The sequence below is a fragment of the Streptomyces sp. CB01635 genome (assembly GCF_002803065.1).
GTDB lineage: Bacteria > Actinomycetota > Actinomycetes > Streptomycetales > Streptomycetaceae > Streptomyces.
In genome coordinates this window covers 644,594-671,362 of the sequence record NZ_NNBL01000002.1, presented here as the reverse complement: position 1 = coordinate 671,362, position 26,769 = coordinate 644,594, and the positions used below count along the sequence as shown (strand labels likewise).

31 protein-coding genes are annotated in these 26,769 nt (G+C 72.0%); 14 read left to right on the top strand and 17 right to left on the bottom strand.

Annotated features, from left to right (window positions below; genetic code table 11):
* Window positions 1-85 precede the first annotated feature (85 nt).
* Window positions 86-991, top strand: coding sequence for a pseudouridine-5'-phosphate glycosidase (locus CG723_RS07080; RefSeq protein ID WP_100592362.1), 906 nt, complete (start codon window positions 86-88; stop codon window positions 989-991).
* Entirely contained in the window at window positions 988-1,887 is a 900-nt protein-coding gene (locus CG723_RS07075) for a carbohydrate kinase family protein (RefSeq protein WP_100592361.1), read from the top strand. Before CG723_RS07080 ends, CG723_RS07075 begins: the two co-directional genes overlap by 4 nt.
* A 38-nt stretch (window positions 1,888-1,925) precedes the next feature.
* Here CG723_RS07075 and CG723_RS07070 read toward each other — a convergent pair whose 3' ends face one another.
* The gene (locus CG723_RS07070; RefSeq protein WP_100592360.1) at window positions 1,926-2,723 is read right to left on the bottom strand and encodes a class I SAM-dependent methyltransferase; all 798 of its coding nucleotides are present in this window, start codon (window positions 2,721-2,723) and stop codon (window positions 1,926-1,928) included.
* A gap of 165 nt (window positions 2,724-2,888) precedes the next feature.
* On the opposite strand from CG723_RS07070, the gene CG723_RS07065 reads away from it, so the two are divergent.
* Window positions 2,889-4,034: a magnesium and cobalt transport protein CorA gene (locus CG723_RS07065; protein WP_100592359.1), complete on the top strand. Its 1,146-nt coding sequence runs from the start codon at window positions 2,889-2,891 to the stop codon at window positions 4,032-4,034.
* A gap of 127 nt (window positions 4,035-4,161) precedes the next feature.
* Here CG723_RS07065 and CG723_RS07060 read toward each other — a convergent pair whose 3' ends face one another.
* Both CG723_RS07060 and CG723_RS07055 read right to left on the bottom strand, forming a co-directional pair.
* Entirely contained in the window at window positions 4,162-4,581 is a 420-nt protein-coding gene (locus CG723_RS07060; protein ID WP_100592358.1) for a CBS domain-containing protein, read from the bottom strand.
* Window positions 4,582-4,709: 128 nt separating this feature from the next.
* Complete coding sequence (locus CG723_RS07055) at window positions 4,710-5,360, bottom strand: uridine kinase (protein ID WP_199841677.1); 651 nt, start codon at window positions 5,358-5,360, stop codon at window positions 4,710-4,712.
* An 84-nt stretch (window positions 5,361-5,444) separates the two neighbouring features.
* Here CG723_RS07055 and CG723_RS07050 point away from each other — a divergent pair, with 84 nt between their 5' ends.
* The 3 genes from CG723_RS07050 to CG723_RS07040 all read left to right on the top strand — a co-directional run bounded on the left by CG723_RS07050 (window position 5,445) and on the right by CG723_RS07040 (window position 8,328).
* Window positions 5,445-6,167, top strand: coding sequence for a DUF2293 domain-containing protein (locus CG723_RS07050; protein WP_100592356.1), 723 nt, complete (start codon window positions 5,445-5,447; stop codon window positions 6,165-6,167).
* 97 nt (window positions 6,168-6,264) lie between these two features.
* Window positions 6,265-6,744, top strand: a complete 480-nt coding sequence (locus CG723_RS07045) for an anthrone oxygenase family protein (RefSeq protein WP_100592355.1) — start codon at window positions 6,265-6,267, stop codon at window positions 6,742-6,744.
* 93 nt (window positions 6,745-6,837) lie between these two features.
* Window positions 6,838-8,328 (top strand): glutamate synthase subunit beta, encoded by a 1,491-nt coding sequence (locus CG723_RS07040; RefSeq protein WP_100592354.1) that lies wholly within the window; start codon window positions 6,838-6,840, stop codon window positions 8,326-8,328.
* A 27-nt stretch (window positions 8,329-8,355) separates the two neighbouring features.
* Here the strand turns inward: CG723_RS07040 and CG723_RS07035 are convergent, their stop codons facing one another.
* Window positions 8,356-8,850: a carboxymuconolactone decarboxylase family protein gene (locus CG723_RS07035; RefSeq protein ID WP_100592610.1), complete on the bottom strand. Its 495-nt coding sequence runs from the start codon at window positions 8,848-8,850 to the stop codon at window positions 8,356-8,358.
* Between the two features lie 47 nt (window positions 8,851-8,897).
* On the opposite strand from CG723_RS07035, the gene pdxR reads away from it, so the two are divergent.
* Window positions 8,898-10,319 (top strand): MocR-like pyridoxine biosynthesis transcription factor PdxR, encoded by a 1,422-nt coding sequence (gene pdxR, locus CG723_RS07030; protein WP_100592353.1) that lies wholly within the window; start codon window positions 8,898-8,900, stop codon window positions 10,317-10,319.
* 43 nt (window positions 10,320-10,362) lie between these two features.
* Here the strand turns inward: pdxR and CG723_RS07025 are convergent, their stop codons facing one another.
* Complete coding sequence (locus CG723_RS07025) at window positions 10,363-10,635, bottom strand: DUF397 domain-containing protein (protein ID WP_100592352.1); 273 nt, start codon at window positions 10,633-10,635, stop codon at window positions 10,363-10,365.
* Window positions 10,636-11,505, bottom strand: a complete 870-nt coding sequence (locus tag CG723_RS07020) for a helix-turn-helix domain-containing protein (protein ID WP_100592351.1) — start codon at window positions 11,503-11,505, stop codon at window positions 10,636-10,638.
* A 321-nt stretch (window positions 11,506-11,826) separates the two neighbouring features.
* On the opposite strand from CG723_RS07020, the gene CG723_RS07015 reads away from it, so the two are divergent.
* Window positions 11,827-12,504 carry an ATP-binding protein gene (locus CG723_RS07015; protein ID WP_442802527.1) on the top strand — a complete coding sequence of 226 codons (678 nt, stop codon included), beginning with the start codon at window positions 11,827-11,829 and terminating at the stop codon, window positions 12,502-12,504.
* Window positions 12,492-12,944 (top strand): hypothetical protein, encoded by a 453-nt coding sequence (locus CG723_RS07010; RefSeq protein ID WP_100592349.1) that lies wholly within the window; start codon window positions 12,492-12,494, stop codon window positions 12,942-12,944. The genes CG723_RS07015 and CG723_RS07010 overlap by 13 nt, the downstream gene beginning before the upstream one ends.
* Before the next feature lie 19 nt (window positions 12,945-12,963).
* Here the strand turns inward: CG723_RS07010 and CG723_RS07005 are convergent, their stop codons facing one another.
* Both CG723_RS07005 and CG723_RS07000 read right to left on the bottom strand, forming a co-directional pair.
* Window positions 12,964-13,143 carry a hypothetical protein gene (locus tag CG723_RS07005; RefSeq protein WP_199841676.1) on the bottom strand — a complete coding sequence of 60 codons (180 nt, stop codon included), beginning with the start codon at window positions 13,141-13,143 and terminating at the stop codon, window positions 12,964-12,966.
* Window positions 13,144-13,295: 152 nt separating this feature from the next.
* On the bottom strand, window positions 13,296-13,979 hold the full coding sequence (locus CG723_RS07000) for a DUF899 domain-containing protein (RefSeq protein WP_100592348.1): 684 nt from the start codon (window positions 13,977-13,979) through the stop codon (window positions 13,296-13,298).
* A gap of 211 nt (window positions 13,980-14,190) precedes the next feature.
* On the opposite strand from CG723_RS07000, the gene CG723_RS06995 reads away from it, so the two are divergent.
* Window positions 14,191-15,030, top strand: coding sequence for a S1 family peptidase (locus CG723_RS06995; protein WP_100592347.1), 840 nt, complete (start codon window positions 14,191-14,193; stop codon window positions 15,028-15,030).
* A 37-nt stretch (window positions 15,031-15,067) separates the two neighbouring features.
* Here CG723_RS06995 and CG723_RS06990 read toward each other — a convergent pair whose 3' ends face one another.
* Complete coding sequence (locus CG723_RS06990) at window positions 15,068-16,918, bottom strand: FUSC family protein (RefSeq protein WP_100592346.1); 1,851 nt, start codon at window positions 16,916-16,918, stop codon at window positions 15,068-15,070.
* A gap of 198 nt (window positions 16,919-17,116) precedes the next feature.
* Here CG723_RS06990 and CG723_RS06985 point away from each other — a divergent pair, with 198 nt between their 5' ends.
* Entirely contained in the window at window positions 17,117-17,728 is a 612-nt protein-coding gene (locus tag CG723_RS06985) for a 2'-5' RNA ligase family protein (protein WP_234374176.1), read from the top strand.
* Here CG723_RS06985 and CG723_RS06980 read toward each other — a convergent pair.
* The 3 genes from CG723_RS06980 to CG723_RS06970 form a co-directional block, all read right to left on the bottom strand.
* Window positions 17,683-18,462 (bottom strand): nucleotidyltransferase family protein, encoded by a 780-nt coding sequence (locus CG723_RS06980; RefSeq protein WP_234374175.1) that lies wholly within the window; start codon window positions 18,460-18,462, stop codon window positions 17,683-17,685. The genes CG723_RS06985 and CG723_RS06980 overlap by 46 nt on opposite strands.
* Before the next feature lie 61 nt (window positions 18,463-18,523).
* Window positions 18,524-18,736 carry a DUF397 domain-containing protein gene (locus tag CG723_RS06975; protein WP_100592343.1) on the bottom strand — a complete coding sequence of 71 codons (213 nt, stop codon included), beginning with the start codon at window positions 18,734-18,736 and terminating at the stop codon, window positions 18,524-18,526.
* Window positions 18,733-19,563 (bottom strand): helix-turn-helix domain-containing protein, encoded by an 831-nt coding sequence (locus tag CG723_RS06970; RefSeq protein ID WP_100592342.1) that lies wholly within the window; start codon window positions 19,561-19,563, stop codon window positions 18,733-18,735. Before CG723_RS06970 ends, CG723_RS06975 begins: the two co-directional genes overlap by 4 nt.
* A gap of 267 nt (window positions 19,564-19,830) precedes the next feature.
* Here CG723_RS06970 and CG723_RS06965 point away from each other — a divergent pair, with 267 nt between their 5' ends.
* Both CG723_RS06965 and CG723_RS06960 read left to right on the top strand, forming a co-directional pair.
* Window positions 19,831-20,262 (top strand): ATP-binding protein, encoded by a 432-nt coding sequence (locus CG723_RS06965; protein WP_199841675.1) that lies wholly within the window; start codon window positions 19,831-19,833, stop codon window positions 20,260-20,262.
* Window positions 20,263-20,344: 82 nt separating this feature from the next.
* Window positions 20,345-20,758 carry a (2Fe-2S) ferredoxin domain-containing protein gene (locus CG723_RS06960; protein ID WP_100592340.1) on the top strand — a complete coding sequence of 138 codons (414 nt, stop codon included), beginning with the start codon at window positions 20,345-20,347 and terminating at the stop codon, window positions 20,756-20,758.
* Window positions 20,759-20,830: 72 nt separating this feature from the next.
* Here CG723_RS06960 and CG723_RS06955 read toward each other — a convergent pair whose 3' ends face one another.
* Together CG723_RS06955 and CG723_RS06950 are read right to left on the bottom strand one after the other, a co-directional pair.
* Window positions 20,831-22,363, bottom strand: coding sequence for a YfcC family protein (locus tag CG723_RS06955; RefSeq protein ID WP_100592339.1), 1,533 nt, complete (start codon window positions 22,361-22,363; stop codon window positions 20,831-20,833).
* Window positions 22,360-23,721, bottom strand: coding sequence for a M20/M25/M40 family metallo-hydrolase (locus CG723_RS06950; protein ID WP_100592338.1), 1,362 nt, complete (start codon window positions 23,719-23,721; stop codon window positions 22,360-22,362). Before CG723_RS06950 ends, CG723_RS06955 begins: the two co-directional genes overlap by 4 nt.
* A 132-nt stretch (window positions 23,722-23,853) precedes the next feature.
* On the opposite strand from CG723_RS06950, the gene CG723_RS06945 reads away from it, so the two are divergent.
* Window positions 23,854-24,396: an RNA-binding S4 domain-containing protein gene (locus CG723_RS06945; RefSeq protein ID WP_100592337.1), complete on the top strand. Its 543-nt coding sequence runs from the start codon at window positions 23,854-23,856 to the stop codon at window positions 24,394-24,396.
* Window positions 24,397-24,434: 38 nt separating this feature from the next.
* Here the strand turns inward: CG723_RS06945 and CG723_RS06940 are convergent, their stop codons facing one another.
* The 3 genes from CG723_RS06940 to CG723_RS06930 all read right to left on the bottom strand — a co-directional run bounded on the left by CG723_RS06940 (window position 24,435) and on the right by CG723_RS06930 (window position 26,621).
* Window positions 24,435-24,893, bottom strand: a complete 459-nt coding sequence (locus CG723_RS06940) for a DoxX family protein (protein ID WP_100592336.1) — start codon at window positions 24,891-24,893, stop codon at window positions 24,435-24,437.
* Between the two features lie 97 nt (window positions 24,894-24,990).
* Window positions 24,991-25,668 carry a class I SAM-dependent methyltransferase gene (locus CG723_RS06935; protein WP_100592335.1) on the bottom strand — a complete coding sequence of 226 codons (678 nt, stop codon included), beginning with the start codon at window positions 25,666-25,668 and terminating at the stop codon, window positions 24,991-24,993.
* An 8-nt stretch (window positions 25,669-25,676) separates the two neighbouring features.
* Window positions 25,677-26,621: an acyltransferase domain-containing protein gene (locus tag CG723_RS06930; protein ID WP_100592608.1), complete on the bottom strand. Its 945-nt coding sequence runs from the start codon at window positions 26,619-26,621 to the stop codon at window positions 25,677-25,679.
* Window positions 26,622-26,769: the final 148 nt, after the last annotated feature.

Sequence of the window (26,769 nt, the reverse complement as noted above, 5' to 3'; positions counted from 1 at the left end):
ATGTCTACCGTCGTGCCGCTGGGGTTTGGGCGTGCGCGCCGCCCGCCATGGATGAGGGGAGACCCGACAGGCAGGAGGCAGGCGCGTGGTGCTGGTGTCCGATGAGGTGCGGGAAGCGGTGGCGGCGGGCCGGCCGGTCGTGGCCCTGGAGTCGACGATCATCGCGCACGGGCTGCCGCGCCCGCGCAATCTGCGGGTGGCGCTCGAACTCGAAGAGCTCGTACGTGCCGAGGGAGCGGTCCCCGCGACGATCGCCGTTCTCGACGGAAACCCCCAGGTCGGCCTGGACAAGGGCCAGTTGGAGCGGGTCGCGACCCAGGACGGCGTCCGCAAGCTGAGTCACCGCGATCTGCCGCTCGCCGTGGCGACGGGTGCGAGCGGGGCGACGACCGTGTCGGCGACAGCGCTGCTCGCGGCGCGCGCGGGGGTACGGGTGTTCGCTACGGGTGGGCTGGGCGGGGTGCACCGGCGGTGGACTGAGACGCAGGACGAGTCGGCCGACCTCGGGCTGCTCGCGCGGACGCGGATCACCGTGGTGTGCGCGGGCGTCAAGTCGATCCTGGACGTACCGGCGACCCTTCAGCGCCTGGAGACCCTGGGAGTGTCGGTGGCCGGGTACGGGACCGGCCGCTTCCCCGGCTTCTATCTGTCCGACTCGGGCCATCCGGTGGACTGGACACTGCGCGATCCGGCCGAGGTGGCCGGGGTGATGCGGGCTCAGGACGCACTGGGCGGGCCCGAGACCGCGCTGATCGTGGCGAACCCGGTGCCCGAGGCGGAGCAGCTCGATCCCGCGCTCCACGCGCGCGTGCTGGACGATGCGCTGCACGCGTGCGACGCCGAGGGCGTCACGGGGCAGGCGGTCACGCCGTTCCTTCTGGACTACCTGGTACGGCACACGGACGGCGCCTCACTGGAGGCCAACCTCGCGGCGGTACGTGGCAACGTACAGCTCGCAGCGCGCATCGCGGCGGCCTGGGCGCGGCCGTGAGCGGAACACTCCTGGTCGTCGGGGACGTCGTCACGGACATCGTGGCCCGGCACGACGCCCCGCTCGCGGCGGGCACGGACACGGCGGCGGAGATCCGTACGCTGCCGGGGGGCGCGGGGGCGAACGTGGCGTGCTGGGCGGCCCATTCGGGCTGCCCGGACGTGGCGTTGCTCGGGCGGGTCGGCGCGGACTCGGCGGCCTGGCACGAGGAGGCGCTCACGCGCGCGAGGGTGCGTCCCCGGCTCGTCGTCGACCCGGAGGCGGCGACCGGCACGGTGATCGCGCTGGTCGACACGGGAGCCGGCGCAGAGCGGACGTTCCTCACGGACAGCGGGGCCTCGCTGCGTCTCTCCCCCGCCGACTGGTCCGCGGACCTGCTCGGCGGGGTCGCGTGGCTGCATCTGTCCGGGTATCTGTTCTTCTCCGCCGAGGGGCGCGGTTTGGTCGCGGCGGCCCTGGCCTCGGCACGCGCGCGTGGGGTGCCGGTGAGTATCGATCCCGCTTCGGCGGGCTTCCTCAGGGAGCTCGGGCCCGACCGGTTCCTGGCGCTCGCCAAGGGCGTGGACATCCTGCTGCCCAGCAGGGACGAGGCGGAGCTGCTGAGCGGCGTCGGAGACGCGGAGGTCGCGGCGGCGAAGCTCAGTGGATGGTTCCCGCTGGTCGTCGTCACGTCGGGGGTCGCGGGAGCGGTGGTGGCGCAGGACGGAACGGTACGCGCGCGCGTGCCGTCGCTGCCGGCGGTGGCGCGGGACTCGACGGGGGCGGGCGACGCGTTCACGGGCGCGTTCCTCGCCGCGTGGGTGCGGGGTGCCGGGCCACGGGAGGCGGCGACCGACGGTTGCCACGCGGGGGCGCTGGCAGTGGCGCGGGTGGGGGGCCGACCGCCGCAGCGCTGAGAGCGCCCCGGCCGCCCGCAAACGGGACGGCGGACGTCCTAGGCCCGCTTCCGTCCCCAGGCCGAGATCAGCGGCGCCGTCGCCAAGTCCATCGTGCCGGTCGCGACATCGGCCAGGTGGCGGTCGATCTCCTCGTCCGTGGCGTGGCCCGCGCGGACCAGGGACTCGCGGATCTGCTGGAACGTGGCCGTCTCCAGGGCTCCGCACGCCTCGGACGTCAGCGGGAAGTACGCGTCGGCCTCCACCTGGTGCAGGCCCGCCTCCCGCAGCAGCCTCAGCAGCCTGCGGCCGTACGACAGGTCGGCGCCGCGCTCCGCGAGCAGCTTGCGGAAGCCGCGGCGGAGCCGGTTCGCCAGCTCCTCGGCGGGGCCGTGCTCGTCGGGGCAGGCGAGCGGCTGGAGCGCGGGATCGGCGTCCTCGACTAGCAGCCGTCCGCCGGGCCGCAGCGCGCGCAGCATGGACTTCAACGCCCGCTCCCTGTCGGGCACATGGACCAGGACGAGCCGGGCGTGGACCAGGTCGAAGCCCTCGGCGGGCGGCTCGTCGGCGGCCACGTCGTGGCGGCGGACCTCGATGGGGGAACGGGCGGCGGACGTCTGCCACGAGGTGTCGATGTCGGTCGCGAGGACCCGGCCGGTCGGGCCGACCTTCTTGGCGAGCCAGGAGACCACGGAGGTACCGCCCGCGCCGACCTCCCAGCAGCGCCAGCCGGGGCCGATGCCCAACTGCTCGATGTGCCGGAACGTCGTGGGGTCGAAGAGGGTCGAGAAGGCGTCGAAGCGCCGGCCGGCCTCTTGCTGCTGGTTGTCCAGGAGATAGCCCTCGGGTCGCGTCATGGTGCGATCATCCCAGTTGTCCGGCCCGGTCCCGGGAAGCGGTTCCGCGCGTTCCGGAGGGGAACCTTCCGTTCCCCCAGGGGCCGTGGGCGTTGTCGCCGCGAGCTGGCAGACTGGCCCGCCGAGTCACCGAAACACGATGTCACCCCGCGCGAGGAGCCCCGCATGTCGATGGCAGGCAACCTGCGGAAGGTCGGAGATCTCCGAAAGGTGTCCGACCTGCGCAAGGTCGGACGCCTGAGAAGAGTGGCGCGCCTGGCCCGGCGGCACCCCCGCGTCGACCTGAGCCACCCCGCCCGCTCGCCGCTGGGTTCCGCGGTCGTCAAGTGCGTGACGTACCGGGACGGGGTCCGTGAGCAGGCCGGGCGCGATCTCGTGGACGCGGTCGACCGGGTCCGCAAGTCCGACGACGGCTTCGTCTGGCTGGGGCTGCACGAGCCGACGGAGCTGGAGTTCGCGGACATCGCCGAGCTGTTCGACCTGCACCCGCTGGCCGTCGAGGACGCGGTGCACGCGCACCAGCGGCCGAAGGTCGAGCGGTACGGCCAGACGCTGTTCGCCGTGTTCAAGACCGTCTGTTACGTGGAGCACGCGGAGCTGACCGCGACCAGCGAGGTCGTCGACACCGGCGAGATCATGGTGTTCATCGGCCGGGACTTCGTGATCACCGTGCGGCACGGGAGGCACGGCTCGCTGGGCCCGGTGCGCGAGGGCCTGGAGGCGGACCCGGAGCAGCTCGCCAAGGGCCCGGCCGCTGTGCTGCACGCGATCGCGGACCATGTGGTCGACGACTATCTCACCGTGATCGACGCCGTCCAGTCCGACATCGACCAGGTCGAGGCGGATGTGTTCGCCGAGGACGGGGCGCGTGCCGACCCGGGCCGGATCTACCAGCTCAAGCGCGAGCTGCTGGAGCTGAAGCGGGCCGTGGTGCCGCTCGCCCGGCCGATAGAGGAGCTCTCGGGCCGCCCCTTCCACGTGGTGGCGCCGGAGATACAGGCGTACTTCCGGGACGTCTCCGACCATCTACTGAGGGCCGCCGAGCAGATAGCGTCCTTCGACGAGCTGCTGAACTCGATCCTGCAGGCCCATCTCGCCCAGGTGACGGTGGCTCAGAACGAGGACATGCGCAAGATCACGGCCTGGGCCGCGGTCGTGGCCGTGCCGACCATGGGCTGCGGCGTGTACGGGATGAACTTCGACCATATGCCGGAGCTGCACTGGCAGTTCGGGTATCCGCTGTTCCTGGGCGTGATCGCGAGCATCTGTTTCGTCCTGCACCGCGCCTTCCGGCGCAACGGGTGGCTGTGACCCGTACCGCCGGGCACCAGTGTGCACTGTCCATGTCAACCAAGTGACCGAGGACGGACAGCGGGCCGTTCTCGGTGGCGGCGGGCAGCTCCTAGGGCAGCGGCCCGCCGGATCGTGATCTCAAAGGTCAGCTGCTGGCGTAGACGCTCTCGACCCAGGACGACATCTGGTCGTCGGACAGATGCGCCGCAAGGTCGGCCTCGCTGATCATGCCGACGAGGCGCTTGTTCTCGATAACGGGGAGCCGACGGATCTGGTGCCCCTGCATCTCCTGGAGGACCTCGTCGACATCGGCGCCCGAGTCGATCCAGCGGGGCGTCCCCTGGGCGAGGTCACCGGCGACGATCTTGGAAGGGTCGTGGCCCATGGCAACACAGCCGACCACGATGTCGCGGTCCGTGAGGATCCCGCAGAGGCGTTCGTTCTCGTCGCTGATGGGCAGCGCGCCCACGTTCAGCTGGCGCATGAGCTGGGCGGCGCGGTCCAGGGTCTCGTGAGCGGGGATCCACTGCGCACCGCGGTGCATGATGTCTCCGGCGGTGGTCATGAGTACCTCCCGGTGCCGGTGGCCGGCGCGGCACGGGAGGCGCCGCAGGTCCCGGCACCATCCATTCTCTCCGCGCTGCCCTGGGCCCGCACCTGGGTACGGGCCCGTACGGAAGCGGGAGCAACCTGTTACGAGGGCAACCCGCCCCAGGCCGGATGCCGGGGGTCGTCCGCCCGTACGACCACGTCCGCCGTGCCGGCCGGGTCGGTCTCGCTGTCGTAGCGCTCGAAGGCCGGCAGCGTCCACTGCTCGCCCTCGGGCGTACGGCGTCGCAGCGCGCCCGGCGACAGCTTGAGGTGCACGGTCAGGTCGAACGGGAACCAGTGCCCCATGAGCAGGGGCCCGTGCAGCAACAGGACGCCGCCGGGCGGCAGTTCGACGTAGGAGCTGCGCGTCGCGCGGTCGGCCGCCGGGTCCCACAGGTCCGGCAGGACGCGTCCTGTGCCGCCCGGTTCGAGCGGCCCGAAGACCTCGCGCCACAGCGCGGCCGTGTCGAACCAGCCGCTGTAGTAGGCCTCCACGTCCTCGCGCCCGTACTCGAAGCGCAATGAGGCGGGCCGCAGGAAGCCGCCCGTGTCCACGGCGAGCGAAGGGCGTCCGCGCACCCGCAGCGCCTCCCCGACCAGTGCGGCGAGGTCACCCGGGCGGGCGGCCGGCGGACCGTCGACGGCGATACGGGGCCACGGACTCCCGTCGCCCGGCTTCAGTTCGAGCAGCCTCTCGGCGAGGGCGTCGCCGAGCCGTTCCCAGGTGATCGCTTCGAGTCGCACGCGCCTCATGATGCCTCGCACGCCGGAGGGGAGCCGAGGGGGACCCGTACCCCGGCGACGCGTTCTCGCCCGCGCGCGGGGAATGAACCGCGTATGACCGCCAAGGCCCGGCCCGACCGGGCCCCCCAACGCCGGACTCCCCCGCCGCACACCGGCACCGGCGGGCCGGTCGTCGTGCAGCCGCTGAAGCGCCGGCAGTGCGCGGAGTGTCACCGGGCGCCGCTGGACCTGCTGACCCTGGAGGACGGGGCGCCGCGCTGTCTGGACTGCGCGGACCTCGGGCACCTCGTGTATCTGCCGCGCGGCGACTGGGCCCTCACCCGCCGTGCCAGGGAAGGGAGTTCGCTGTCGGCGGTGGTCGTGCGTTTCCATCGGCGGCGCGGCCGTTACGAGCGCCAGGGCGTTCTCGTGGAGGAGGCGGCGCTGGCCCGCGCCGAGGAGCGGTGTCTGGCGGACGCGGATGCGCGGGCGAGGCGCCGGGCGCGGGACGCGGCGCGCAGGGCGGCACAGGACGTGTCGTTCACAGCCGCGTTCGCGCGGGAGATCCTGCGGCTCTTCCCCGGCTGCCCGCCGGACCGGGCGGAGGCCATCGCGGCCCACGCGTCCCTGCGCGGCAGTGGCCGGGTGGGGCGCAGCGCGGCGGGCCGCGCCCTGTCCCGGGCCGCGGTGACGGCGGCGGTGCGGGCGGCGGTGCGGCACACGGAGACCGCGTACGACGCGCTGCTGATGAGCGGGGTGCGGCGGGGCGAGGCCAGACGGAGTATCGGGGTGCAGGTGGAAGCCGTACTCGCTGTATGGCGCGCGGGGGAATCGTGAGAAGCGTGGATGCCACATGGTGGCGGCCGTCTCGTCCGTGCGGCAGGATCTTGACCGGACCGCGAGGCCAACGGCATCGTCGGCAGGGGGAGTTGTGATGATCGAGGGACCGTACTTCGTGCTCACCGTCCTGGGTGCGCTCGCCTGCGGGGTGTCGGCGGGCGTCTTCATCGCGTTCTCGACCTTCGTGATGAAGGGGCTCGCGGCGCTCCCGCCCGCGCAGGGCATCGCGGCGATGCAGGCGATCAACGTGGTCGCGGTCAGCCCGGCGTTCATGGTGGTGTTCCTGGGGGCCGCGGCGCTGTGCGTGGTGCTTGCCGTCGTGACGTTCGTGCTCTGGCCGGAGCAGGGCACCGTGGAGCTGCTGCTCGGCAGCGCGTTCCAGCTCGCGGGCGCGTTCGGCGTGACCGTCGCCGCGAACGTCCCGCGCAACGACGCGCTCGCGAAGCTCGCCCCCGAGGCGCCGGACAGCGAGGGACCGTGGCGCAGGTACGTGTCCGAGTGGCTGATGTGGAACCACATCAGGGGTGGTGCGTCGCTGGCCGCTTCGGCCTCGTTCGTCCTCGCCCTGACCTGAGCCTTCGCGTCCTGCCGCACCCCCGCCGGCGCCCCTGCGCACCAAAGGAAACGGACGTATCGTGGCGAGAAGGACACGGCAAGGGAGACGGCCATGGCCGACCCCAAGGGCTTTCTCACCACCCCCCGGGAGGACTGGCCACGCCGCCCTGTCGGCGAGCGGGTCCAGGACTGGGACGAGGTGTACGTCCCCGGGGCGCTCCTGCCGATCGTCGAGGCGCAGGCCGACCGCTGCATGGACTGTGGCGTCCCGTTCTGTCACGAGGCGTGCCCGCTCGGCAACCTGATCCCGGACTGGAACGACCTCGTGTCGCGGGACGACTGGCGGGCGGCGAGCGACCGGCTGCACGCCACGAACAACTTTCCCGAGTTCACCGGGCGCCTGTGCCCCGCGCCGTGCGAGGCGGGCTGCGTCCTGGCGATCAACCAGCCGGCCGTGACCATCAAGAACGTCGAGGTCGCCATCGCCGACCGCGCCTGGCAGGACGGCCTCGCGCCACCCAAGCCACCCGAACGACTGTCCGGCCGCACGGTCGCCGTGGTCGGCTCGGGCCCGGCGGGGCTCGCGGCCGCCCAGCAGCTCACGCGCGCGGGGCACACGGTCGCGGTCTTCGAGCGGGACGACCGGCCGGGCGGACTGATGCGGTACGGCATCCCCGCTTTCAAGATGGAGAAGCACCATCTGGACCGCAGGCTGGCGCAGTTGAGGGACGAGGGGGTGCGTTTCCGTACGTCGACGGAGGTGGGCCGTGACATCGGTGCCGCCGAGCTGCGGTCCCGCTACGACGCGGTGGTCCTCGCGGTCGGCGCCACGGCCTGGCGCGAACTGCACGTGCCGGGGCGGGAGTTGGACGGGATCGTGCAGGCGATGGAGTATCTGCCGCTGGCCAACCGCGTGTGCCAGGGAGACCTCGACGTCTCTCCCCTGTCGGCCGCGGGCAAGCACGTCGTGATCGTCGGCGGCGGCGACACCGGCGCCGACTGCCTGGGCACGGCGGTGCGCGAGGGCGCCGCGTCCGTCACGCAGCTGGACATCTACGGGCAGCCGGGCGCCGAACGCGACGAGCTGGCCGAGCCCTGGCCGACGTATCCGAAGATCTACCGGATGTCCGCCGCCCACGAGGAGGCCGGGGAGCTGCGGACCGCGCCCGCGGCGGATGCCGACGCGCGCCTCTTCGCGGCGTCCACGCTGCGCTTCGAGGGGGACGAGTGGGGCCGGGTGAGGGCGTTGCATCTCGTCGAGGTCGACGAGGCGCGGCGGCCCCGGGAGGACACGTCCCGGGAGCTGCCCGCCGATCTGGTGCTGCTCGCCCTCGGCTTCTCGGGGCCCGAGCGCGGGGCGGGCGGCCCGGTCGGCCAGCTCGGACTGGCCGTGGAGGACCGCGGCACGCTCACCCGCGACGCGCGCTTCACGACCTCGGTGCCCGGCGTGTTCGCGGCCGGGGACGCGGCCCGTGGCCAGTCGCTCATCGTGTGGGCGATCGCCGAGGGCCGCTCGGCCGCCGCCGCGGTGGACCACTGGCTGACCGGCTCGACGCGGCTGCCCGCGCCGATCGGGCCGTACGACCGTCCGATGACGGCCTGAGCCCGCCGCCGGCTCAGCGCTCGTCGTTCACTTGCGCTCGTCGGTGCCCGCGACCTTGGCGGTCGACAGGGCGATCCGGTTCCAGGTGTTGATCGTGAGGATCAGGGACAGGACGTGGGCCAGCTCCTGCTCGTCGAACTGGGCGGCGGCCTCGGCGTAGACGTCGTCGGGGACGCCGCCGTCGGCGACGAGCGTGACGGCCTCGGTGAGCGCGAGCGCCGCGCGCTCCCGGGCGCTGAAGAAGTGCCGGGCCTCGCGCCACACGGCCACCATGTGCAGCCGGTCCTCGCTCTCGCCGGCCTTGCGCGCGTCGTTGGTGTGCATGTGGAGGCAGTACGCGCAGTGGTTGAGGTGCGAGGCGCGGATCTGGATCAGCTCGACCAGGGCCGGGTCGAGGCCCTCGCGTGCGGCGGCGTCGAAGCCGATGAGGGAGCGGAAGACCTTGGGCGCGGCCTTGGCGAAGTCGATGCGGCCGGCGGAGTGGGAGTGGGTGTTCGCTGCGGTGATCGTGTTCGTCGTCATGACCATGAATCTACGGGCCGGATAGACCTCTTGTAGGGTGCATTTCCATGGCAGATTCATGGGTCAATTCTGCGGAGCGCATCGGCGCCGACCTGCATCTGGACCTGTCCGGGGCGGGTAGCCGCAGGGCCGCTCTCATCGGGGCGCTGCGCGACGCCGTCCGCTCGGGGCGGCTCGCTCCGGGCACCCGGCTGCCGCCCTACCGTTCGCTCGCCGCCGACCTCGGCGTCGCCCGCAACACGGTCGCCGACGCGTACGCGGAACTCGTCGCCGAGGGCTGGCTGACCGCGCGGCAGGGCTCGGGGACGCGTGTCGCCGAGCGGGCCGGGCCGCCCGCGCCCGGCCGCGTCCCGAAGAAGGGTCCGGTCCGCGCACACGGGCCACGCCACGACCTCCGCCAGGGCACGCCCGACGCGTCGTCGTTCCCGCGCGCGGAGTGGGCGGCCGCCTACCGGCGTGCGCTCCAGGCCGCACCGAACGAGGCGTTCGGGCCGGGCGATCCGCAGGGCCGCTTCGAGCTGCGGGAGGCGCTCACGGAGTATCTGGCCCGCGCGCGCGGCGTGCGCACGGAGCCGGACCGCATCGTGATCTGCTCCGGCTTCGCGCACGCCCTGCGGCTTCTGTTCGACGGCCGGGTGCTGCGCGGACCGCTCGCCGTGGAGTCGTACGGACTCGGCTTCCACCGCGAGATCCTGACAGCGGCGGGAGTGCGGACGCTTCCTCTGACGCTCGACGAACACGGCGCGCGCGTCGGGGAGCTGACGGCCGGCGCGCGCCGGGCGCGGGCGGCGCTGCTCACGCCCGCGCACCAGTTCCCCACGGGCGGCCCGCTGCACGCGGAGCGGCGTGCGGCGGCCGTCGACTGGGCACGCGCGCGTGGCGGGCTGATCGTGGAGGACGACTACGACGGCGAGTTCCGCTACGACCGCAGGCCCGTCGGCGCGGTGCAGGGCCTCGACCCCGAACGGGTGGTCTATGTCGGCTCGGTGAGCAAGAGCCTGTCACCGGCGCTGCGGCTCGGCTGGATGGTGCTGCCGCGGGAGCTGGTGGGGGATGTTGTCGCGGTGAAGGGCGAGCGGGAGGCGTGGGCGAGCGTGCCGGACCAGCTGGCGCTCGCGGACTTCCTGGTCTCGGGGGCGTACGACCGGCATGTGCGGCGGATGCGGCAGCGGTACCGGGGGCGGCGCGACCGGCTGGTGGAGGCGCTCGCCCAGCGGGCGCCCGGGGTGGCTGCCACCGGGATCGCGGCCGGGCTGCACGCGGTGCTGCGGCTGCCTCCGGGGACCGAGCGGTCCGTGGTCAAGGCCGCCACGTGGGGCGGTGTCGCCCTCGAGGGCCTCGCGGAGTTCCGTCATCCGCAGGCGACGATGCCGCACGCGGACGGGCTGGTGGTGGGGTACTCGACGCCGTCGGACCATGCCTACGGCGCCGCGCTGGACGCCCTGTGCGGGGTGCTGCCACCGGACTGAGACCCCACCTCGGGGTTCCGGCTCGCGCACCCGTCCGCTCCGCTCACGAAAGCAGGAAATCCGCCGCCCCGGCCTTCGCGCCCTCGATGAACGCGGTGATCTCGCCCGGGGTGTAGATCAGGGCGGGGCCGTCCGGGTCGGCCGACTGGCGCATCGCGACCCGGCCGTCGGCCAGCTTCATCGCTTCCACGCAGTTGCCCCCGTTGCCGCCGCTCCAGGGCTTGTGCCAGCCCTCGTTGCCGAGTTCGCGGGCGGGCATCCCGTTGTAGATGACCTTCCCGTCGACCCCTCGTATGCGGGCCTTGATCCGATCCATTCACAGCTCCTTGCGGAGATCCCGGAGGATGTCCTTTGTGCGATGTGCCGTCGCGGCATGTGCCGCCATGCGGTCCATGACCTCCAGGTGGGTGGCCACCTCGGGGCGCGCGTCGAGATAGACGGCGCCGGTCAGGTACTCGCTGTAGACCATGTCCGGCAGTTCTGACATGGCAAATCGGAACAACACGAAGGGGCCGTACGTGCCGGGGTGCGGGCCGGCGGCGAACTCGGCGATCTGCAGCGTCACGTTGGCCAGCTCCGTGACCTCGAGGAGCCGGTCGATCTGACCGCGCATCACGTCGGGGCCGCCGACCGGGCGCCGCAGCGCGGTCTCGTCCATGACCATCCACAGGCGCGGGGCCTCCTCGCGGGTGATCAGCTCCTGGCGCTGCATCCGGAGCGCGACATGCCGCTCGACGACGTCGGGGTCCTCGGCGAGGGCGCGGCCGACGGCTCCGGAGCGCAGCACTCCACGCGCGTAGTCCTCGGTCTGCAGGAGCCCGGGAACGAAGTGGGGCTCGTACGACCGAATGAGGCTGGCGGCGCCCTCCAGGCTCACGTACATCGAGAACCAGCCGGGCAGGATGTCGTGGAACCGCTGCCACCAGCCGGGTTTGTTGGCCTCTTCGGCGAGCGTGACGAAGGCATCCGCCTCTTCGTCGGTGACGCCGTAGGACTTCAGCAGGAGCTGGAGATACGGGATCTTCAGGCCGACCTCGGCCATCTCCATGCGGCGGACCGTGGCGGGGGCGACGCGCAGGACCTTCGCGGCCTCCTCGCGCTTGAGCCCGGCGCGTTCGCGCAGATCCTGGAGGCGCCGGCCGAGGACGACCTGGCCAACGGTCGGAGCGGACCGCGGTTCGCTCACGCCCCCTACCTCCCAGTCGTCCCTGTGGTCCTGTTGCGGTCGCGCGTGTGGTCGCGCTCCCAGAGGGAAGCCGGGCTGCCCCAGCACCCGGCCATTCCGGGCAACTTCCCTGAAATCAACGGCATTTGCGCCATGGCGGGCGCCGTACGGCACACCGCCGTCAGCAGTGTGCCATGGCTCGGCGCCCAAGCACACTGCACTCTGCACTTTTCAGAGTGGCTCTTGCCAAGTGTTCACGACGGGGAGATAGTGGCAAGCGTGACTCCGTCCGTGCCGTTAGGAACAGAAGTCGGCGAAGCTACACTCGGTGACGAAACCGATGTGTGCTCCGGTACCGCGTCCGCGCGCCGCCGCAGCAGCTTCGAACTGGCTCCCCACCCGGGTTCTGCCGCTCAGGCCCGGAAGCTGACGCGCGCCCACCTCAGCGGCTGGGCAGTGTGCGATGACACCTGCGACGCGGCCGCCCTGGTCATCTCCGAACTGGTCACGAACGCGATCATCCACACGGCGAGCAGCCGCATAGTGTGCGAGCTCCACGACAGTGACGACCGGGTGCGGATAGCTGTGCGTGACGAGGGCTGGGCCCCCGGCGAGCCGCATCCCGCCCGCCGTGTCGCGCCGGAGGAGGAGCACGGCCGTGGCCTGCTGCTCGTGGCCGCGGTGAGTACCGCGTGGGGCGCGCAGGAGACCGGCCCCGGACTCCTCGTGTGGGCCGAGCTCGCACGCGACGCGGACAGCGCGCACGACACGGGCGCCGCCGGCCCCGAAGGACAGCCGGCCGTCGCCGGACCCCGTGGCATTCCCGGGCCGCAACACAGCAGTGAACCGCACACCGGCGGAGCGCCTCACTCCCCCGACACGGGACCGGGCACCGAACAAGGCCCGGCCTTCGACACAGAGCAGTTCGAGTCAGAGTTCGAGACGGGGTGCGGCACCGGCTTCGGCCCGGCCGACGGCCCTGGTACGGGGACGGGGGCGGGAGCCGGATGGGTGTGGTGACGACGCGCACGATGGATCTCGACTCGCTGGTCCGGTTCTCCCGGCAGCGGCAGGTCCTGCGGACCGCCCCGCTCAGACTCGCCGTCCCCGACGGCATGACCGCGCCGCTCGGCTGCGACGCCGTCGCGGTCCCCGAGGCCTGCGGGCGCGCCATGGTCGCGCGGCTCCCGCGCATGGGCTGCGTGTACGCCGACGGTGACCGCTGGTGGTGGATCGTTCCCTCGGACTCGGATGTCGCCCTGGAGTGGCCGGCCCCGGCCAGTTACACGACCGGCGCGCTGGTTCCGGACGCGCGGCGCGCGCCCGGACTCATCCACCGGCCCGACGGCAGCGTCCCGTACACCCCGCCGATCCCGCTCTATCTCGCGCTGTGCCGGGTCACCGGCACGACGCCCGCCTGGTCCCGTTCGATCGGCGCGGGCGCGGCCGACGCGGCCTGAACCGCACGCTCCACCCGGATCAGCCCGCGACAACCTCCGCGCGCGGAACGATCACCAGGAAGGCGTCCGTCGCGAGGTCCATGACGACCTCCGCGGGCTGACCCTCCATTCGCCGGTCGCGCGCGAACTCCTCGGCCGGCCACGACCCGCGCGGTCCCCCCGCGGGAAAGCGTTCAAGCACCACTCGTCCGTCGATCATCGTGCACCCCTGCCCCCGTCGTCGTACGTGCGCTGTCGCGCGTCCTTACGGAGAAGAACGCCCGCGAGGCGCCCGGGGGCTCGCAACATGACGACAATGAAACCGAGTTGAGACGCACAGCGCCGCCACGCAAGGAGCACATAGCCGCCGCGTCAGTCCAGATACTCGTCGTGGTAGCGGACCCGCGCGCTGCCCGCCGGGGCTCCGAGCGCCGACGCCCGCCCTTGCGGCTCCTCCCACTCCTCCTGCCGGCCGAGCGCGGTCAGATCGAGCAGGCTGTTGATGGAGCCGATGCCGTCGAGGCCACGGCCCGTCGTGGAGTACGTGTGGTAGACCCGGTCGCCGTCGCGCAGGAAGCAGCTGAGCCCGGGCAGGTCGCGGGGATCCTCGCCGGACGCGAAGCCGAAGTCCTGGTTGAAGTCACTCGTGGCCGACGAGTACCAGGGCATGGTCCAGCCCATGCGGGCCTTGAACGGCAGGAGTCTGGTGAACGGGGCACGCGACACGGCCGCGAACTCCGTGTCCCTGGCGCGCAGATGGGAGAGGTGGCCGATCTGGTCGAGGAACGCGGAGCAGTTGGGGCAGCCCGCGTCCTGGTCCGGGCCGAACATGAAGTGGTAGACGATGAGCTGGGAGCGGCCCTCGAACAGGTCGAGGAGCTCCGCCTTGCCGTCGGGCCCCTCGAAGACGTACAGCTTCTCGACCTCCACCATGGGCAGTTCGCGGCGCCGGGCGTTGAGCGCGTCGCGGGCGCGGGTCGCCGCCTTCTCCCTGGCGAGCAGTTCTTGGCGCGCGCCGAGCCACTCCTCGCGGGTGACGACGTTCGGCAGCCCCATGGGTCCTCCTCGGGTCGGTACTCCTCGGGTGGTTGACCGGGGGTCATCGCGGAACTCATCGCTCTGCGACAGAAAACTTCTGCACTTCTTTCGGGGGATCCGTTGTGTTCGCTGAGCATGCACTGTTGTCCGCTGACGCCGACACCACCACAATGCACATGTCAAAACCGGTAGTTGACGGTTTCAGGAAGCAACGGGAGAGGACCCCCACATGAACAAGCCTCTCGTCGGTGCGGTGTTCGGCCTGCTCCTCATAGGAGCAACAGCCGCGCCCGCCACGGCAGTCGGAGCCCAGCACGAGGCCAAGGCCAAGGCAAAGGCGGTCACCTTCGCCGGGACGGTGGCGCTCAGCAACTGCTCCGGGTCGGTCGTCCGCGTGCCGGACTCCCAGCCCACGGACCCGGCCCTGGTCATGTCCAACGGGCACTGCCTCGAGAGCGGTTTCCCCGGCCCGGGCGAGGTCGTCGTCGACCAGCCGTCGTCCCGCACCTTCAGCCTGCTCAACTCCGCGGGCAGCAAGGTCGCGACGCTGCGCGCGGACAAGATCGCGTACGGCACGATGACGGACACGGACGTCTCGCTCTACCAACTCACCAGCACCTACGAGCAGATCGAGAGCTCGTACGGCATCAAGGCCCTCGAACTGTCGGCCTCGCACCCCACGGCGGGCACGGCCATCACGGTCGTCTCCGGCTACTGGAAGAAGACCTACAGCTGCAACATCGACGGCTTCGCGTACCGCCTCAAGGAGGGCGAGTGGACCTGGAAGGACTCGGTCCGCTACACCTCCACGTGCAACACGATCGGCGGCACCTCGGGCTCCCCCGTCGTCGACCAGGCGTCCGGCAAGGTCGTCGCGGTCAACAACACGGGCAACGAGGACGGCGCCCGCTGCACGGACAACAACCCGTGCGAGGTCGACGAGAACGGCACCGTCACGGTCCGCAAGGGCATCAACTACGCGCAGGAGACGTACGGGATCGTGCCGTGCGTCGGGATCGGCAACAAGATCGACCTGAGCGCGGCGGGCTGTGAGCTGCCCAAGCCGTGACACCACTTCCTGACGGCGCCACCTCGAACTGCCCTTTCTAGGAGGCGAGTTCCGCGAGCAGCGCGTCGATCCGTTCGGCGTGCTGCTCCGGGACGCGGCCCGTGTCGTCGAGGTGCACGGCACAGGACGTGGTCGTGTCGACGAGGGCTTCGAGGGCGACGGCGACGTCTTCCGTGCCGGCCGTGTGGCGGGCGAGCGGGGGAAGTTCGGCAGCGGCGAGGTCGATCGCGGTGCGCGCCTCGGCGAGCGCACGGTACGCCTCGCGGCGCAGGGTCCAGCGTCCGGCGCGGTCGTCGGATCCGCTGAGCACATGAAGTACGTAGGCGTGCGCGGCCTCGCCGGCGGTGGTCAGGCGCGTACGGACGGCGCCGCCGCGGCCCGGCACGGGAAGCGGCAGGTGACCCACGCACAGCACGATCGCGCACGCGAGGAGCGTCTCCCCGATCCTGGCCAGGGCCATCTGCGGCTCCCCGCCCACCATCACGAGGGACAGCACGAAGACGGTCACGACGGCGGTCTGGGCGGCGAAGTGCCGGGTGGCCACGGGGATCAGCGCGCCGCCGAGGGCCACCAGTGCGACGGGCCCCGCCGGGCTCGGCAGCAGCGCGGCGAGGCCCGCGAAGAGGGCCGCGCCGACGACCGTCCCGAGTGCCCGGCACAGCACGCGCGAGGCGAGCGGCCCGAGGTCCGGCTTGACGAGGAAGACGGCGGTCGCGGGCAGCCAGTACCAGTGTGCGTTGTGCAGGAGCTGCGCGACGGCAACGCCTGCCCCGAAGCAGAGCGCCACGCGGATCCCGTACTCGCGCCCGGCGGGGCCGACGGCTCTGCGCAGGGCGGTGACGGGGGTGCGGGGGCGGGTGTGCAGCGGAGCCGCACCGGCGCCGCGCCAGGTCCTCACGCGTACGTTCGGTCGCGCGTGCGACGACCGGTCGTGGTCCCGTACCGGACCGTCGAACGCCACGGCCGCGTGCAGCAGTGCCTCGTCCAGCGCGCGCAGGGCCGCGTCGGAGCGGGCGGGCGCGGGCAGCGGGCCGCACGGCTGCGCGGAGCGCACGGCGTCGGCGAGGCGCCACAGGCCCTCGGACGCGCGGGCCGGGAGGGGGCCGCCCGCCCAGGCGAGGGCCGTGGCCGCCTCGCCGAGCGGCAGGGCGGCGGCGTACTGCGCGTGGAGGCGGCGTTCTTCGCGGGAGCCTGCGAACCGGCGCAGGCGCGGTCCGGACAGGGCGTCCTGCGCGTGGTCGAGCGCGGCGGTCAGGGCGGCGCGATGTGCGGTGGCCCGGGGTGTGCCCGCCGCGTCGACGAGCCCGGCGACGGCCGCGTACACCTGGGCGACGGCGGCGCGTTCACCGTCGAACCGGTACGCCCCTGCCCCACCCGGCGACGGCAGCACGCTCCGCAGGACGAGGAGCCAGCCCGCGCCCGCGAGGAACAGCAGCGCTCGCTGCGGGCCGGACTCGGGCAGCGGCATGCCCGCGCCGATCGCGACGGCGACGAGGAGTTGCGTTCCGCAGGCGGACGCGACGGGCCCGACGGCGCTGACGGCGCCGCCCGCGAACCCGAGCAGCGCGAACACACCGATCAGCGTGGCGGGACCGGCAAGCGCGCCGAGCCAGGTGCCGAGGGCGAGCCCGCCCGCACCGACCAGGGCGGGCACCCCGATCCGGGACACCGCCGCGCGGCGGCTGCCGGGCCGGTCGTTGATCCCGGCGAGCATCGCGCCGAGCGCGGCGAGCACTCCGGCGGAGGGGCGCCCGGCGAGCAGGGCCGCCACGAGGAGCGGCCCGGCGGCGAGGGCGCCGCGTACGACGGCGCTCCACGGGACGGGTCCGCGCTGGGCGCGCAGCGCGTGGCCGAGCCAGGGCGGAAGGGGGCGGGGGGTGGTGCGCACGGTGCTCCTGTCGGCGACGGCGGTCCGGGGCGGGGGTGTGCCGCGGGACGACGTCGGCCTGGGCTGATGCCTCGACGCTAGGTGGCGTATTTGGAGGGAAAGGTACGTGCGCGTTTCATCGATGTGACGATGTGCGGGACTTCTCGGATCTGGCCCGCTGCAGGTCACCGGGGTGGCAGCGTGACAGGATGGCGCGCCGTGAGCAGCGAGGACGGCTGGCCGGACGTGCCCGGCGACACGGCCCTGACGATCCGGATCCCGGAGGCGGACGCCTTCGTACGGGCGCCGTTCCCGGCCCACATCACGGTGCTGTACCCGTTCCTCCCCGCCGCGCGGATCACGCCGGAGGTCCACGCCGAGCTGGCGGCGCTGTTCGCCGACCGGGCCCCGTTCGTCCTGACGTTCGCCGAGTTCCGTCGGTACCCGGGTGTCCTCTATCTCCCGCCCGCTCCCGATCACCCCGTCCGCGCCCTGACGAGGGCGGTGCGGGAGCGCTGGCCGGAGGCGGTGCCCTACCGGGGTGTGTTCGGGCCGGAGGGTCTGGATCCCCACCTCACGCTGGCGAACGACGAAGGGCCGGAGACGTACGAGAGGGCGTACGACGCGCTGGAGCGGGAACTGCGACCGATGCTTCCGGTGACCGCGCGCGTCGACTCGGTGCGCCTGATCGTGACGGACGGGCGGGCGTGGGAGGACAGCGCGGTGTACGACCTGGGGCGCTCGCCTGCACCTCCTGCACCTCCTACTCAACCTGCTCCGCCGGCTCAGGTCCTGCGCGCGGCGTCGACGGCGCTCTCCAGGAGGACCTGAGTCCGATCGACCACGTCCGTCAGGTCGCCCGATGCCCCCGCGAGCAGGCTGTGGACGCCCAGCAGGCCCGCGCGCTCCAGGAGCCGCTTCTCGTTGGTGACCCACTCACCGCGGGCGGCGAGGACGGCGTGCGCGGCCGACATCGCTGCCACGGCGACCGCGCCGTGGACCTCGGCCCTTCCGCCCGTGGGCGCGTTGTTGGCCCTCGCGTAGTGCAGCGTGCCGGAGGCCCGGCTCCACCACATCTCGGGGGCGGCCTTGCGCAGGGCCTCGGGGTAGCGGTCCGGGCGGGGCGCCGTGCCGCGCAGCACTTGGTTGACGGCGAGTTCCGCGACGACGAGGTAGGTCGGGATCCCGGCCAGATGGAACATCAGCGGCTCCCAGCGGACCCGTCCCCGCCCGGCCTCGGCCAACTCCCGTTCCACCACGTCGAGATCCCGGTAGTGAACGTCGGCACGCCGCCCGTCGACGGTGAGCCACGCCCCGCCGTTGAAGACCCCGCCGCCCCACCCACCGATCTCGGACACCTCCCCTTCCCACCCGACGCCCCGCAGGTCGTCCGGCTGGAAATCACCCCGGTAGTAGATCGCGAAGTCCCAGTCGCTGTCGGGCCGTTGAGTTCCCTGGGCCCGCGAACCGCCGAGCGCGACGGCCCGCACACCAGGAAGCGCGGCGAGCCGCTCGGCGACATGATCGGGGAAGACGTCATCGGTCATGGCAGGAGCGACAGACATGAGGGCACGCTATCCAAGGCGCGGGCAGCCGGGCGACTGAGTAAAAGGACGTAGAGACGCCTTACGCGGTGTGCCGGGCGGCAAACCCGACGAACTCGGTCCAGGCGGTCGCCGTCAGGCTCACTATGGGGCCCGCCTCGTCCTTCGAGTCACGGACATGCGTGAGGCCCAGCCGGGACGCGACCTCGACACACTCGCCGCCGTTCCCGGCGCTGTAACTGCTTTTGAACCAAGTCAGCTCATCACTGTTCGGCCCGGCCACTGCCCCGCTCATCTCTCTCCCAACAACTTCTCGATCAACGAAAGCGATTCGGCCGGTGTGAGCGCCTGCGCACGGAGACTCCCGTACGCAGCCTCGATCTCCCGGACCTTTCCCCGCTCCGTATGGACGCGGCTGTCACCCTGGACCTCCGTGTAGGCGATCCTCCGCCCATCTCTGGTCTCCATCAAGGTGAACGGGCCTGCCAGTCCCGCATGTTCCAAGCGCGAGAGCGGCATCACCTGAATCTCGACGTTCCGCTTCTCACTGGCCAGAAGGAACTGCTCCAGCTGACCGCGCCAAACGACCTCCCCGCCAAGAGGACGGTGCAGTACAGCCTCCTCGATCACGAAACTCATGTGAGGCGCCGGGCGCCTGGCGAAGATCTCCTGCCGCGCCAGTCGAGCCGCTACTCGCTGTTCGATGAGCACTTCATCAAGCAGAGGCCGCCACATCGCGAAGACCGCCCGCGCGTACTCCTCTGTCTGCAACAGCCCCGGAGCAGCCTGGGGCGCGTACACATGCGACTCGACCGCATGCGCCTCATGCTGTGCCGCATCCCTGAAGAACGCCGGATACTGCGCCCGAGCCACCTCCTCCTTCCCCGCCCTCAACACCCCACCCGCGTCCAGCACTTCATCAGCGAGGTCGATGAACTTGGGCGGCGGAATCCTCCTCCCCTGCTCGAACGACGCGATCGTCGACGCCGAGTACCCCGTCCGCGCCCCCAGATCCGCCCGGTCCAACCCCGCCCGCTCCCGGCACAGCTTCACCTGACGCCCGAACACATGCAGAATCCCCGCCCCGAACTCGTGCTCCCCCTCCACCTGCTGGCCCTCCACGCCCGGCACCTCCCGTACGTCCCACCGCCGCCACCGAACACCACGCAACCGCCACTGCAACCGCTCCCGCGGCCAACGCGCCGCGCGGAAGACCGGTCACGCCTCGCCGCGCGTACAACGGCGCGCCGGCCGCGTACAACGACCACCGGTCAGCGCGTCGCGCCTGTTCAAAGCTACGCATGGGACAGGACCGTTGACGGTATGAAGGCTGTAACTCCCCCACAAGGGCATATGCCCCAACGCGTCGCGCCCGTACACGAGTTCGCCATGCGGTTCACTTCGACCCCACGCGGTGCACGACTCGCCCGCCGTCTCATCTCCCACCGCCTGAACGACTGGGGCCACCCCTACACCTCGCCCACCAACGAGACCGTCACCCTCATCACCGCGGAGCTGACCGCGAACGCGGTCCGGCACGGCCACGTCCCCGGCCGCGACTTCCACCTCCGCCTCGCCGAGGCCGAGGGCGCCTTACGGGTCGAAGTCACCGACACCCGCGCCGAGAGGCTCCCCGTCACGGGAACGCCGGATCCGGACGGCGAGTCGGGCCGCGGCCTGCTCCTCGTCGACGCGCTCGCGGACGACTGGGGCGTCGTTCCTCGCCCGTCCGCCCCCGGCAAGACAGTGTGGGCCGAACTTCATCTGCGCAGCTCAGAGCGGCCTTCTGTGGGCTGCGGGCCTCATCCCTCAGCACCCTGACGGCCGTGACGGACGCACATGACGGAGAATCTCTTCCGTATCTGTACGCGGGAGTTCTGTGCCCGCCCGGACAAGGAGTTCTGTGCCTACCCGGACACCGATAGGCGCCGCCCGTACCCGCCCCTGCACCCTCGTGGTGTGCCGGGGCTGCTGCTGCGGCAATGCGGCGAAGTACCCCGGCTACGACCACGCCTGGCAGTTGGAGCGGCTGCGGGCCGCGGCCGACTCGTCCGGCGGGCGGGTCGCGGTGCGGGTGACGGACTGTCTGGGCCCGTGCGACCAGGCGAACGTCATGGTCGTGCAGCCTTCGGGCGAGGGCCGGCGGCGCGGCGGGCGCCCCGCATGGGTGGGCTGGTCGATGGGGGACGACGCGACGGACGAGATCCTGCGCTGGGCCGAGGCGGGCGGTCCAGGGATCGCCCCGGCCCCGGCCGCTCTGGAGCTCCAGTTCATCGAGACCCCGGGCGAACGGACCCGCCGCCGCACCCGCCGCTGACGGCGTACGCCTGACGGTCGACCGCCGACGCCGACCACTACGGCTGACCGCTGTCGGCGCGCCGCACACCCCTCACGTCCACGCCGCACCCGCCGCCACGAACCCGCAGATCAGCACGAACAGAATCGCCAGCAGCGGCCAGATGAAGCGGAGGTACTTGTCGTAGCCGACCTTGGCGAGAGCCACGCCGCCGATCGTCACGGCCGTGGTCGGCACCCACAGGTTCATCCAGCCGCTGGCGGCCTGCCATGCGGTGACGACGACCGCGCGCGAGACGCCCGCGAAGTCGGCGAGCGGCGCGAGGATCGGCATGGCGAGGGTGGCGTGGCCCGAGGTCGAGGGGATCAGGAAGGCGAGCGGCAGGTTCACGACGAAGACGATGATCGCGAAGACGCCGGACGAGGTGCCCTTCACGACGCCCTCGATGGAGTGCAGGACCGTGTCGGTGATCTTCGAGTTGTTCATGATCACGGTGACGCCGCGGGCGAGCAGGATGACGAGCGCGGGTGAGATGAAGTCGGCCGCGCCCTGGATGATCGTCGAGCTGAGCTTCTGCTCCCCCATCCGCGCCACGATGCCGACGAGCACGGCCGCGACCAGGAACAGGGCGGCCAACTGCGGGAAGGACCAGCCGAGTTCGAACCCGTACGGGATCGCGTCGGCCTTCCCGGTGAGGGCGCTCGACCATGGCACGACCGAGAAGATCATGAAGGCGAACACGAGGGCGGTGACGGTGAGGACCGCCTTGTGCAGGCCGGTCAGCTCCGGCACCTCGACCGCGTGGGCCTCGGCCTGCGCCTGCTCCCGGTCCCCCGGCAGGAACCCTGACAGGGAGCGCTCGGGGTCCTTCTCCACGCGCTTCGCGTAGCGGATGACGTAGGCGACGGTGACGGCGGTCAGCGCGATCCACATGATGAAGCGCAGGATGATGCCGTCGCCGAGCGAGATGTCGGCGGCGGAGGAGGCGACGCCGGTGGCGAACGGGTTGACCGTCGAGCACATCACCCCGACCCCCGCGCCGAGGATGATCGCGCCGACGGCGGTCATCCGGTCGTAGCCGAGCGCGAGCATCAGCGGCACGATCAGGCCGTAGAACCCGAGGGTCTCCTCGGCGAAGCCCTCGACGGTGCCGAGGACCGAGAAGACCACCATGACGCCCGCGATGAGCAGCGCGCCCCGGTCGCGCAGCCGGTGGGCGAGCCGGCCGATGCCGCGGTCGAGGGCGCCGGTCGCGAAGACGACGGTGATGAAGGCGCCGATGGCGAGCACGAAGAGGAAGACGCCCGCGCTGCCGTACAGGTCACCGGTGTTGTCCGGGGCGACCACGGCGGTCTTGGGGTCCAGGATGCCGTAGAGGCCGTTGACCGGGGACAGGAACAGGTCGTCGAGGCGGTCGACGATGGACTGCCCGGAGTCGACGCGGTGGTACGTGCCCTGGATGGGGGCGCCCGAGTCGTTGCGGTCGTACTGGCCCGAGGGGACGAGGAAGGCGAGCGCCCAGACGGCGATCGTGACGATCGCGAGGACGGTCAGGGCGCTCGGGAAGGTGAACTTGCGTTTCGGCCGGGGCTGTCGGGGTGTTTCCGTGTCGGTGGGAGCGCTCATGAGGCGGTTCCGGCGCGGAAGTCGGCGGCGTACTCGCGGACGAACGCGCACATCGCGACGACGGTGCTGCGCAGCTCGGAGAACAGGACGCGCTCGTTGGGGGCGTGCAGATTGCACATGCTGTCCTGGGCGCCGAAGAGGAGGACCTCGGCTCCGGGGGCGGCCTTCGCGAGGCCGTTGACGAGCGGGATGGAGCCGCCGGTCGCGACATAGGAGGCGTCCGAGCCCCAGGCCTCCTTGAGCGCGGTGAGCGCGGCGCGGTAGGCGGGGCCGCCGGTCGCGGCCTCGTAGCCGGGGCCGGTGTCGCCGGGGGTGATGGCGAGCGGGATACCGAAGGGCTTGAGGGTGCTCAGGTGGTCGACGAGCCTGGCCTGCGCCTCCTTCGGGTCCTGGAGCGGGTGGAAGCGAAGGTTGAGCTTGGCGCGGGCGTAGGGCACGACGGCGGACGCGGCGTGTTCGACGGCGGGGGCGTCGAGGCCGATGACGGTGATCGCGGGGCCGCTCCACAGGCGCTCACCGAGGGTGCCGCTGCCGATGAGCGGCAGGCCGTCCTCGACGCCGGCGAGGGAGCGGAACTCGTCCTCTGTGTAGCTCGTGCCGGTCCACTCGTCGCGGCGCAGTCCCTCGACGGCGACGTCCCCGTGCACGTCGTGCAGGGTGGCAAGGGCCTTGAGCAGGACGAGCAGGGCGTCGGGTGCCGCGCCGCCGAACTCGCCGCTGTGGCGCGGCTCTTCGAGGGTGCGGACCTCGACGACGACCTCGGACGCGCCGCGCAGACCCGTGGTGAGGGTGGGGGTGCCGGGGCGGAGGTTGCCGAGGTCGGCGATGACCATGGCGTCACAGGCGAACCGCTCGGGGTCGGTGGGCGGGTAGTCGTCGAAGGGGCTGCCGTACTCCTCCTGCCCCTCGAAGACGATCTTGACGCCGACGGGCGGGCGGCCCTTGAAGGCCCGCAGCATGCCCAGGTGGGCGATGACGTTCGACTTGTCGTCGGCGATGCCGCGCGCCCGCAGTCCGCCCTCGACGGGGGTCGGATCGAAGGGCGGGGACTTCCAGAGCTTCTCGTCGCCGGGCGGCTGGACGTCGTAGTGCGAGTAGAGCAGGACGGTGGGCGCGTCGGGGGTCGGCGGCGGGATCTCGCCGAAGATGACGGGGGCGGTGTCGGGCAGATCGATCCGCTCGACGCGCTCGACACCGGCGTCCCTGAGCAGCCCGACCAGCAGGTCGTGCGCCTCTCGCACGGGCTCGGCCGGGAAGCCGGGGAAGGCGATCGACGGGATGGCGGCGAGCCGCTCCAGATCGGCGCGGAGTCCGCCCATCAGGCCGTCGACTTCGGCTTGCAGGTCCCTGGCGTCCATGGCGTCCAAACCCCTCGCTGTCCGGTGGCTGCCCTTGCAATGCATGGCATTTTGTCCGGATTATCCGTCGGGGTGAGGTGTGGCGTCCGGGTGACTCGCCGGATCGGGGCAATCCGGGACTAAGGTCGAGGCATGGCTTCGGATACTGCTTCGGATTCCGGTTCGGGTACTCGTTCCGGTACTGGTTCGGGTACTGGCTCGGATGCGGCTTCGAGCGCGGTGGACGCGGCGCGGGCGGCCGCACCCGGTGCCGGTGAGAGCGTGCGGATCGACAGCTGGATCTGGTCCGTGCGGCTGGCCAAGACGCGCTCGGCGGGCGCGACGGCGTGCCGGGGCGGGCATGTGAAGGTCAACGGCGATCGCGTGAAGGCCGCCTACAACGTGCGCGTGGGCGACGAGGTGCGGGTCCGGCAGGCCGGCGGGCACGAGCGGGTCGTGATCGTGAAGCGCCTGATCCGCAAGCGCGTGGGCGCCCCGGTCGCCGTCGAGTGTTACGTGGACAACAGCCCGCCGCCCCCGCCGCGCGCCGCCGTCGCCCCCGTGGCCATCCGTGACCGCGGCGCGGGGCGCCCGACGAAGCGGGACCGCAGGGACATGGACCGGCTGCGCGCGACCTTCGGCGCGGGCCCCGTACCCCCGGCGCAGGATCACGCGGACGGACGCGAAAAAGGCTGACCCCGTACGTCGACGGGGTCAGCCTCCGGCCGCGCGGGTCACGCCCGGCGCTTGACCAGGCGGACCAGATCCGCGTTGCTCCGGCGCCGTGTCCACGCGAGGAGCGCCAGCGGGACGATCAGGATGAGCGGCGTCGCCGCGTTCTCCCCGTCGAAGTAGGACATCTGCACGACGAACGCGCCGGCCATCAGCGCGCTCAGCGCGATCGGGGCGACTCCGGAGAGCACCGGCACCAACAGGGCGATTCCTCCCGCCAGTTCGAGAACGCCGATGATGTACATCGCCGCGCTCCCCCACCCGATCGTGTCGAACGACTCGACCGCCGACGGGTGCGCGATCAGCTTGGGCAGAGCGCTCGCGACGCCGTAGAACAGCGCGAGCAGCACCGTGAGCGTGCGCAGCGCGATGCGGGCGGCGCGAGCCCTGCCGGCGGCCGGGGCGGCGGGGACGGAGGCGGCGGAAGCCGCGGTCGTGACGGGGGCGGTGGTCTCGGACATGGGGTGCTCCTCGGTGAGTCGGCGCCGGGCCTTGCTGTCCGGCTGTCACAGAGATAGACGGCGGCACCCCATGCAACTCATCGGTCGCCCGGCGCCTTTATGCAGGCACCGCCCGCACCCACACCTGGTCGTCCGTGAGATACCGGTCGACCTTCAACCCGGCCTGGGCCAGCGCCTCTTCGAACTGTTCCTGCGTCAGGGGCCGCGCCAGGAACGTGTGCGTCCAGGCCGCGTCGGGGAACTCGTACTCCGCACGCACCGAGTTCACCCCGTCCCCGACAGGGTCCGCGGACACGATGCGGACCGTGAAACCGCTCGGGTCCACGCGCTCGCGCGGCAGGTTCGTGTGATAGTCCGGGCCCTCGCGCTGGATCAACACGCAGCCTCTGTCGGCGACATGACGCCGACAGGTGTCGAGCAGCCCCTGCCGTACCGCCACATCCCCGGCGTGCACGAGGAACGACGCGAGCAGCACCACGTCGAACGTCCCGCCCGCGTCCAGCGACTCGACCGGCGAACAGATCGTCCGCGCCCCGCGCACCCGCTCCAGCATCTCGGCGGACTCGTCCACGGCCGTGACCGTGAAGCCGCGCTCGACGAGGGGGTGCGTCATCCGGCCGACACCGCTGCCCAGTTCGAGAATGCTCGCTCCCGCGGGCACGGCCGCGGCGATGATGTCGGGCTCGTCCCCTACGGGCAGGCGCGCGTACAGATCGACCGCGCAGCCGTCCGGCGTGATGGCGCCGGGTCCCGTCCCTCCGTATCCCTCACGCATCTCAAGGCTCATGCCCCTTCAACGAGCCGTCCTGGGGCGGCAGTTCCCGACCACGGCAACGGGAACCAGCCATGCCCTCCGTACCAGTGCCCGCCGCTCCGCAGATGGTCGCCGACGGCCCGCTCGACGCTCGTGCGGCGCGGCAGTTCACCGATGGGGAGACGGGGGTCGCCGAAGACGAAGCCGACCGGGCCCTCGTCGTCCGGTTCCGTGTCCTCCCAGGACGTACGGAACCGTTCCTGGAAGCGCACCAGGTTGGAGTCCTTCGGCAGCTGGTCCTTCAGCTGGGCGTCGAGGAGCCAGGAGTGGCAGACCGCGGTTTCGTAGCGCTCCCCGGGGTAGTGGCGCGCGAAGAACTCCCTGGCCAGAGCGAGGGACCGGTCGCACGCGCGCGGGGACAGCGGGCCCCGGAAGTCGGGGATATGGAGGTTCATGCACAGGTCGTCCGCCGTCACCGGCAGGCCCGTGGCGGCGGCCGCGCCTGCCGAGCGCCCGCCGAGCAGGGCCCGCTGGTACTGGAGCCGGCCCAGTTGGTAGAGCTCCCCATGGAAGTGCAGGCCGAGCCAGGCGACCGCGTGAATGCCGCAACTGCCGTACCGCCTGCGGTGGACGGCCATGTGGCGCCCCAGGTCGGCGAGGGTGCGCCGCGAGACGTCGTCCGGCACCCCGAGACCGCGGTGGTACGCGCGCGTGGCGGGCAGCGCCGCCACGTAGACGTACACGGAGAAGCAGCGTTCGAGGAGGTCACCTCCGTCGGGCGGGGACGGGAAGGGAGGGCTTCCGCCGACCGTGCCCATGTCCCGGGTGACGGCGTCCACGGCCCGTTCCAGGAGATCCCGCACTCCGGGATCGTCGGCCACGCGGGGGCGCAGCGCGACGAGTTCGTTGATGTCCTCGTGGGCGACCCCGAGGTCGAGGAGGACCTCGGGCAGGTCCTCCGAGTCGGGGATCACCGCCTCCGCCCGCTCCTGTCCGTCGAGCGCCTCCATCCATCCCGCGAGCCGCTCGCCGCTCTTCCGCCCGTCCAGCACGCGTCCTCCCCTCCGCCGGCCGAACCCCGGCGGCCGAACTCCGCCGACCGGAAACCACCTCACCTTTTCA